We start from the raw sequence: 7,384 nt of genomic DNA, 5'->3' as shown, positions 1-7,384 counted from the left end.
GCCCGGTGGGGTGGGGGTGCTTGCCGTGCGGAAGGGGGTGCGGTTCGCTCCGCGGGAGGATGAGGAGTTCGGGAATCTGCCGGCCGTCGTCGCGGCGGTCGCCTCGCTGCGGGCCGTGCGGGCTGACGCTGCCGTCGAGGCCGTGCGGGTACGGGAGTTGACCTCGCGGATCCGGGAACGGGTCGCCCGGCTCGTACCCGACGTCGAGGTCGTGGGCGATCCCGAGCGGCGGCTGCCGGGGATCGTCACGTTCTCCTGTCTGTACGTCGACGGCGAGACGCTCCTCCATGAGCTGGACCGCGCGGGGTTCGCCGTCTCCTCGGGGTCGTCGTGCACGAGCGACACGTTGACGCCGAGCCATGTCCTCAAGGCGATGGGCGTGCTGAGCGAGGGGAACGTACGCGTGTCCCTGCCGGCGGGCGTGGCCGAGGCGGACGTGGAGAGGTTCCTCGACGTGCTGCCGGGGGTGGTGGCAAGGGTGCGGGAGAAGCTGGGCGCGGAGGTGACACCGGTTCAGGGGACGGTCGTCGACTCGCTGGGGAAGCGGTGCCCGATTCCGGTGATCGAACTGGCGAAGGCGATCAGGAACGTGCCGGTGGGAGCGGTCGTGACAGTCTTGGCGGACGACGAGGCGGCGCGGCTCGACATCCCGGCGTGGTGTGAGATGACGGGGAATGAGTACGTAGGAGTAGAGGGGACGGCCTACTCGATCCGCCGGGTTCGCTGAGGTGTTTTTAGGGGCGCGGGGAACTGCGCGACCAGCCACAGCCCACCCGCACCCGACAACGAACCCGCTCAGCTCAGGTGAACCCGCACTTCCGCCGCCGCCTCTTCCCCGTACGCCTTGGCGAACCGCTCCAGGAAGTGGCCCCGCTCCAGCGTGTACTCCTGCGTGCCCACCGTCTCGATGACGAGGGTCGCCAGCATGCACCCGACCTGCGCGGCACGCTCCTTGGAGACGCCCCAGACGAGTCCCGACAGGAACCCGGCGCGGAAGGCGTCGCCGACACCCGTGGGTTCGGCCTTGCGCTCCTCCTCGGGGCAGCCGACCTCGATGACGGGCTCGCCGACGGCCTCGATGCGGACGCCGCGCGGACCGAGCGTGGTGACCCGGTGGCCGACCTTCGCGAGGATCTCCGCGTCGGAGAGGCCGGTCTTGGTCTCGATGAGGCCCTTCTCGTATTCGTTGGAGAAGAGGTACGTGGCGCCTTCGAGGAGTTCGCGGATCTCGGCGCCGTCCATGCGGGCGATCTGCTGGGAGAAGTCGGCGGCGAAGGGGACGCCCCGGGTCCGGCAGTCCTCCGTGTGGCGGAGCATCGCCTCGGGGTCGTCCGCGCCGATGGAGACGAGGTCGATGCCGCCGACGCGGTCGGAGACGGCCTTCAGCTCGATGAACCGCGCCTCGCTCATCGCGCCGGCGTAGAAGGAGCCGATCTGGTTGTGGTCGGCGTCGGTGGTGCACACGAAGCGGGCGGTGTGCCGGGTCTCGGAGATGTGCACGCACTGGGTGTCGACGCCGTGCCGGTCCAGCCAGGCACGGTATTCCGCGAAGTCGGAGCCGACCGCGCCGACGAGGACGGGGGCCGTGCCGAGCAGGCCCATGCCGAAGGCGATGTTCGCGGCGACGCCTCCCCTGCGGACCTCCAGCTGGTCCACGAGGAAGGAGAGCGAGACCGTGTGCAGTTGGTCCGCGACGAGCTGGTCGGCGAAGCGGCCGGGGAACGTCATGAGGTGGTCGGTGGCGATGGAGCCGGTGACTGCGATGCGCACGGCGGGGTCTCTCCAGAGGGGGAGGCGAAATGACAGTTCACGCTACCCGTTCGGGTGAGACCACAGAAGCAGACGAAACTACCCGATAGTAGATCTTTCCCGGCGAGGCCGCTCATGCCTACCGTGCCGCCATGACAACTTTCGAACGGTCCTTGACAACGGCTCCTGCGGACTTCGAGGGCGGCCTCGCGGAGCTGCGCGGGGACTGTGCTCGTATGGTCCCCCACTGGGCCGCTCCCGAGAAGGGCTCCGACCTGCCGATCTCGCCGTCGCGCATCCACGGGGTGCGCGTCCCGGCGGCCTCCGCGCGGCTGCTGGACGCGATGCCGGAGTACGGCGACTGACCCGGGGCGCGTCCGAGGGGAACCGTGCGCTCCCCCGCTGCGTCCCATCGCTGTCCCCCGTAAAGGGGAGGTGGGGTACGCCCCGCCTGCCGCCCCCACGGAACAGTTGCGCAGCAGAAGGAGCGATGCGGTGAACACCGAGCGACCCGACCACGACGGCACCGCGTCACCGACGCCGGAGGAGACCCCGACGCCGGAGAAGACGACGGCGAAGGCGGAGACCGAGGCGGACGAGACGAGGGCCGGGGCCGGGGAGCCGGAGGCGCAGGCCGAGACGCCTGAGGTCGAGGCTGAGATGGAGGAGGTCGACGCCGAGGAGCCGGAAGTCGACGGCAAGGCGGTGTCGCTCACCAAGGCCGAGGACGACGACCCCGGCCGTATCCGCAAGCTCGGCCCGGTCGAGGAGGCACCCGGCGAAGAGGCACGCGCCGCGCCGCCGGACGACGATGTCGTGGTCGAGGACACCGGGGGCATCCGGCGTCTGGGGCCCGTCGAGGAGGTGTCCGGCGGCGACGCGGAGGGCGTCGACGGTGACGTACATGTCATCGGCGCCCCCCGTAAGCGCCGGCCCTCCGCGCTGATCGTGTCCATCGCCGCCGCCGCTGTTCTGCTCGTCGGGGCCGGCGGTGCGCTGATCGCCTCGAACGCCTCGGCCGGGCCGGACGGCGAGAAGGCGGCCGGGGTCCCCGCGCAGAGCGACTCTGACGGCGACGGCGGTCCCCCGCCGAACCTCGCGCTGGACGGGTACAGCGCGCCGTCCACCGGTGGCGGCAACGGCATCGCGCCCGGCGAGCCGAACCCGTACGGGACGACGTACCGGGCGACCGGCGCTCTCCCCGACGGCCCGACGTCCGCGCCCGTCTACTGGGCGACCGGCGAGGTGGACCAGTCGGAGGTCACGCGCCTCGCGAAGGCACTCGGCGTCGAGGGGACCCCCGTCGTGGAGGGCCCCGCCTGGCGGGTCGGCGGCGGCCAGGACGGCACGGGCCCGGTCCTGCGCGTCAACCGCACCGCCCCCGGCATGTGGACGTACATCCGCTACTCCGCCGGCACGGACAACTGCCCCGGCATCACGACCTGCGCGAAGCAGCCGATGGACACGACGGTCGACCCGGTGAGCGAGGCGGTGGCCGAGGACGCCGCCGAGCCCGTGCTCAAGGCCGTCGGCCAGGACGACGCGAAGGTGGACGCGAGCCAGACGGCCGGCGCCCAGCGGGTCGTGAACGCGGACCCCGTGCTGGACAAGCTGCCCACGAACGGCTGGACGACCGGGATCACCGTGAGCGGCCAGGGTGAAGTCGTCAGCGGCACAGGGCAGTTGGCGGCGCCGGAGAAGGGCGCGTCGTACCCGGTGCTGAGCGCCGCGCAGACGCTGGAACTGCTCAACTCGGCCCAGGGGACCACGCATCGGATGGGCATCGGCGGCTGCGCCGAGCCCGTACCGCTGAAGGACCGGCTGGAGCAGCCGTGCCGGAAGGTGACGACGGCCGAGGGGCCGGAGCAGTCGGTCGCGAAGGTGTCGGGGGCGGCGTTCGGGCTCGCCGCGCACACCTCGCAAGGGAAGCAACTCCTCGTACCGTCCTGGCTGTTCACCGTGGACGCGGCCACGCCGTACGTCGTGAGCTATCCGGCGGTCGACCCCAAGTACCTTGCCGGGGAGGCGACTCCGGCACCGTCCTCGCCGGGCAAGTCGATGCCGCGGAACGTGAAGGTCGACGGATACACCGCCTCCGGCGACGAGTTGACCGTGCGGTTCACGGGCGGGGTGTGCGGGGACTACAGCGTGAGCGCGAAGGAGACGGACGCGCAGGTGACCGTCACCGTGACGGAGACGCCGTGGCAGGACAAGGTCTGCATCATGATCGCCAAGGAGTACGACCGGACGGTGAAGCTGGAGAAGGCGCTGGGTGACCGGAAGGTCGTGGGGTCGGACGGGGCGGCGATCCCGATCGTGAAGCCGGGGGCGCGGCTGCCGGAAACGGTCCGGTAAGCACGTACAGAAAAATGGCGGCATCCCCTTCCGCAGGGGGTGCCGCCATTTTCGTACCCGCTAGTTGAACGAGTCGCCGCAGGCGCAGGAACCCGTCGCGTTGGGGTTGTCGATCGTGAAGCCCTGCTTCTCGATGGTGTCGACGAAGTCGATGGACGCGCCGCCCAGGTACGGGGCGCTCATGCGGTCGGTGACGACCTTGACGCCGCCGAAGTCCTTGACCACGTCGCCGTCGAGCGAGCGCTCGTCGAAGAAGAGCTGGTAGCGCAGGCCCGAGCAGCCACCGGGCTGGACGGCGACGCGCAGCGCGAGGTCGTCCCGGCCTTCCTGGTCGAGCAGGGCCTTCACCTTGGCCGCGGCGGCGTCACTCAGGATGATGCCGTCGGTGGCGGTGCTGGTCTCGTCCGATACGGACATCTACATCTCTCCCGGGTTGTACGGAGACTGCTTGCCGACGGTTGCAACCGACGGGGTCCCGGATTCATTCCGGGTCTGACGTTTCTTCTTCATGCTCGCACATGCCTCGCGGCACGGAAAATGCCTCGGCGGGGGGTATCGGGGCGCCCGCAGGGATTCACGTCACATCGACGCTATGACCATCGTCAAAGTGACACTAATCGCGTTATGATAGATAACGTCAGATCGACGAAAAGTAGAAAGGGTGCGTGTCGTGACCACCGCCCAGACCACGGAGCTCGACGTACAGCCGACTCCGCTCGCCCTGTTGCTGCTCGGCCGCGAGGCCGACCCCCGGAGCGAGCGAGGCGTCGAGTGCCCCGGTGACCTGCCCTCGCCGTCCGACCCCGACCTGATCGAGCGGGCCCGCGCGGCCAAGGAGAAGCTCGGCGACAAGGTCTTCGTCCTCGGCCACCACTACCAGCGCGACGAGGTCATCCAGTTCGCCGACGTCACGGGCGACTCCTTCAAGCTCGCGCGGGACGCCGCCGCGCGGCCGGAAGCCGAGTACATCGTGTTCTGCGGCGTCCACTTCATGGCCGAGTCCGCCGACATCCTCACCTCCGACGACCAGAAGGTCGTCCTTCCCGACCTCGCCGCCGGGTGCTCGATGGCCGACATGGCCACGGCCGAGCAGGTCGCCGAGTGCTGGGACGTGCTCACCGAGGCGGGTATCGCCGAGCAGGTCGTACCCGTCTCGTACATGAACTCCTCCGCCGACATCAAGGCGTTCACCGGGCGGCACGGGGGGACGATCTGTACGTCGTCCAATGCGCAGCGTGCGCTGGAGTGGGCCTTCGAGCAGGGCACTAAGGTGCTCTTCCTTCCCGACCAGCACCTCGGGCGCAACACCGCCGTCCGCGACCTCGGCATGTCCCTCGACGACTGCGTCGTCTACAACCCGCACAAGCCGAACGGCGGCCTCACCGCCGAGCAGCTGCGCGACGCGAAGATGATCCTCTGGCGGGGGCACTGCTCCGTGCACGGGCGCTTCTCGCTGGAGTCGGTGGAGGACGTGCGGGCACGGATACCCGGCGTGAATGTCCTGGTCCACCCCGAGTGCAAGCACGAGGTCGTGGCTGCGGCTGATTACGTCGGCTCCACCGAGTACATCATCAAGGCGCTGGAGGCCGCTCCCGCCGGGTCCAAGTGGGCCATCGGTACGGAGCTGAATCTCGTCCGGCGTCTTGCCAACCGGTTCGCTCCCGAGGGCAAGGAGATCGTCTTCCTCGACAAGACGGTGTGCTTCTGCTCGACCATGAATCGCATCGACCTTCCGCACCTCGTCTGGACGCTGGAGTCCCTCGCCGCGGGGAAGCTGATCAATCAGATCTCCGTCGACAAGGAGACGGAGAAGTTCGCGAAGGTGGCGTTGGAGCAGATGCTCTCACTGCCGTAAACGTCTTTATCGCGTAGTACGCGGGGCGCTCTCTCGGTCGATATCGAGGGGGCGCCCTGTGCGTTTCTTTCTATTCCTCCGGCGCCAGCCGTCCCCCACGGCTCTTCGCGATCCTCAGCGTGTCCTCCAACGCGGCGGCGAGCTGCACACCGGTGAACGCCAACTCCCTGTGCCTGGGCGTCGGTCCACGCAGCACGTCCTTCGCGTGGCCCAGAACGTCCCTCGCCGAGTCCAGGAGTTCGGCCTCCACCTTGTCCGCGAGCCGGCTCATCCTGCTCTCCGGGTTGTCCGTGCTCAGGTAACACGGCATGCCCGTGTCCGAGGTCCACGGCAGCAGCCGCAACTCCAACCGGGCTTTCCGGTCCCGTCATCAGGAATGGAACACCGGCGAAAGAGAGGGTTCGAACAATGACGTTCAGGCCGCAGGAGCTGACTCCTTTCCTCTCCGCGCGGCACTACTTCGGAGCGGAGATGCGGTACGACCGCGAGGCGGCCGGCCTGTCGCTGGTCCAGCTCGCGGGGATCGTGGCGTCGAGCAAGAGCACGCTGGCGCGGGTGGAGACGGCGGAGTTGATGCCGCCGCCGGATCTGCCGCCGCATCTGGACGCGGCGTTCGGGACGGGGAACAAGTACTGCAACCTGTACCAGCTGGCGCGGCGCGAGGCTCACCCGGACCAGTACCAGAGGTTCATGGACTTCGAGGCGCGGGCGGAAGTGATCGAGAACTACGAGTTGCAGATCATCCCCGGGCTGATGCAGACCAGGGAGTACGCCCACAGCCTGCTCAGGGTCCAAGAGGACCTGGCCTCGGAGCAGATCGAGGAACGCGTCGCCGGTCGGCTGTCCCGGCAGGACCGCCTGCGCACGCCTCAACGCCCCATGCGCTGGGCGATCATCGACGAGTCCATCCTCCGGCGGCAGGTCGGGACCCGGAGTGCATGCGCAACCAACTGGCCCACCTGCTCGAACCGGTGGATACTTCGGACAGTAAAGTCCAGGTGCTGCCGTTCAGTTCGGGTCCGCACTCGCTGATGGGTGGCTCTCTGACCCTACTGCCCCTTCCCAACGGCTCCACCATGGCCTGCGAAGAGGGCATCGAGGTCGGTCATCTCTACGAGGACCAGGACTCGGTGAAAAAGTGGCGCCGCCAGTACGAGGTACTGCGCGCCAACGCCCTACCGATGGCAGCCTCGGCGGAGTTGATCCAACAGGCGCTGGAGGACTACTAGACATGCGACACACCCCCGAGCTGAGCACGGCCCGTTGGCGCCGGAGCAGCTACAGCAACACCAACGGGGGGAATTGCGTCGAGATCGCTGAGGACTTCCCCGGAATCGTCCCCATCCGCGACAGCAAGGACCCCGGCGGCCCGATGCTCACTGTCCCAACGCCCGTCTGGGACACATTGAGGGTTTTCAGCGGTGC

The 7,384-nt window shown here is 68.8% G+C and carries 8 protein-coding genes and 1 pseudogene; 6 read left to right on the top strand and 3 right to left on the bottom strand.

The annotated features are described in order from the left end of the window. Positions 1-727 (top strand): cysteine desulfurase/sulfurtransferase TusA family protein (locus AOK24_RS17350; RefSeq protein ID WP_159051900.1); only part of this gene is annotated, 727 nt, incomplete at its 5' end. 68 nt (positions 728-795) lie between these two features. On the opposite strand, the gene AOK24_RS17345 is transcribed toward AOK24_RS17350, so the two are convergent. After that, positions 796-1,770 (bottom strand): carbohydrate kinase family protein, encoded by a 975-nt coding sequence (locus tag AOK24_RS17345; protein ID WP_055720980.1) that lies wholly within the window; start codon positions 1,768-1,770, stop codon positions 796-798. 131 nt (positions 1,771-1,901) lie between these two features. On the opposite strand from AOK24_RS17345, the gene AOK24_RS17340 reads away from it, so the two are divergent. Together AOK24_RS17340 and AOK24_RS17335 are read left to right on the top strand one after the other, a co-directional pair. After that, complete coding sequence (locus AOK24_RS17340; RefSeq protein WP_055720979.1) at positions 1,902-2,114, top strand: hypothetical protein; 213 nt, start codon at positions 1,902-1,904, stop codon at positions 2,112-2,114. A gap of 130 nt (positions 2,115-2,244) precedes the next feature. Further along, positions 2,245-4,104 carry a hypothetical protein gene (locus tag AOK24_RS17335; RefSeq protein WP_055720978.1) on the top strand — a complete coding sequence of 620 codons (1,860 nt, stop codon included), beginning with the start codon at positions 2,245-2,247 and terminating at the stop codon, positions 4,102-4,104. Positions 4,105-4,164: 60 nt separating this feature from the next. Here the strand turns inward: AOK24_RS17335 and AOK24_RS17330 are convergent, their stop codons facing one another. After that, positions 4,165-4,521, bottom strand: coding sequence for an iron-sulfur cluster assembly accessory protein (locus AOK24_RS17330; protein WP_031487357.1), 357 nt, complete (start codon positions 4,519-4,521; stop codon positions 4,165-4,167). A gap of 253 nt (positions 4,522-4,774) precedes the next feature. Here AOK24_RS17330 and nadA point away from each other — a divergent pair, with 253 nt between their 5' ends. After that, positions 4,775-5,959 (top strand): quinolinate synthase NadA, encoded by a 1,185-nt coding sequence (nadA, locus tag AOK24_RS17325; RefSeq protein ID WP_055720982.1) that lies wholly within the window; start codon positions 4,775-4,777, stop codon positions 5,957-5,959. 70 nt (positions 5,960-6,029) lie between these two features. Here nadA and AOK24_RS17320 read toward each other — a convergent pair whose 3' ends face one another. Further along, the gene (locus tag AOK24_RS17320; protein ID WP_338060937.1) at positions 6,030-6,308 is read right to left on the bottom strand and encodes a hypothetical protein; all 279 of its coding nucleotides are present in this window, start codon (positions 6,306-6,308) and stop codon (positions 6,030-6,032) included. 59 nt (positions 6,309-6,367) lie between these two features. Here AOK24_RS17320 and AOK24_RS17315 point away from each other — a divergent pair. Together AOK24_RS17315 and AOK24_RS17310 are read left to right on the top strand one after the other, a co-directional pair. Continuing rightward, positions 6,368-7,188, top strand: a pseudogene (locus AOK24_RS17315) (DUF5753 domain-containing protein). A 2-nt stretch (positions 7,189-7,190) separates the two neighbouring features. Beyond that, positions 7,191-7,384: DUF397 domain-containing protein (locus AOK24_RS17310; RefSeq protein WP_055720977.1), on the top strand; the 194-nt coding region annotated here is incomplete at its 3' end.

It is taken from the genome of Streptomyces niveiscabiei, assembly GCF_001419795.1.
GTDB classification, from domain to species: domain Bacteria; phylum Actinomycetota; class Actinomycetes; order Streptomycetales; family Streptomycetaceae; genus Streptomyces; species Streptomyces niveiscabiei.
Note: the sequence above shows the minus strand (reverse complement) of the source record. Positions and strands in the feature narration are given on the sequence as shown.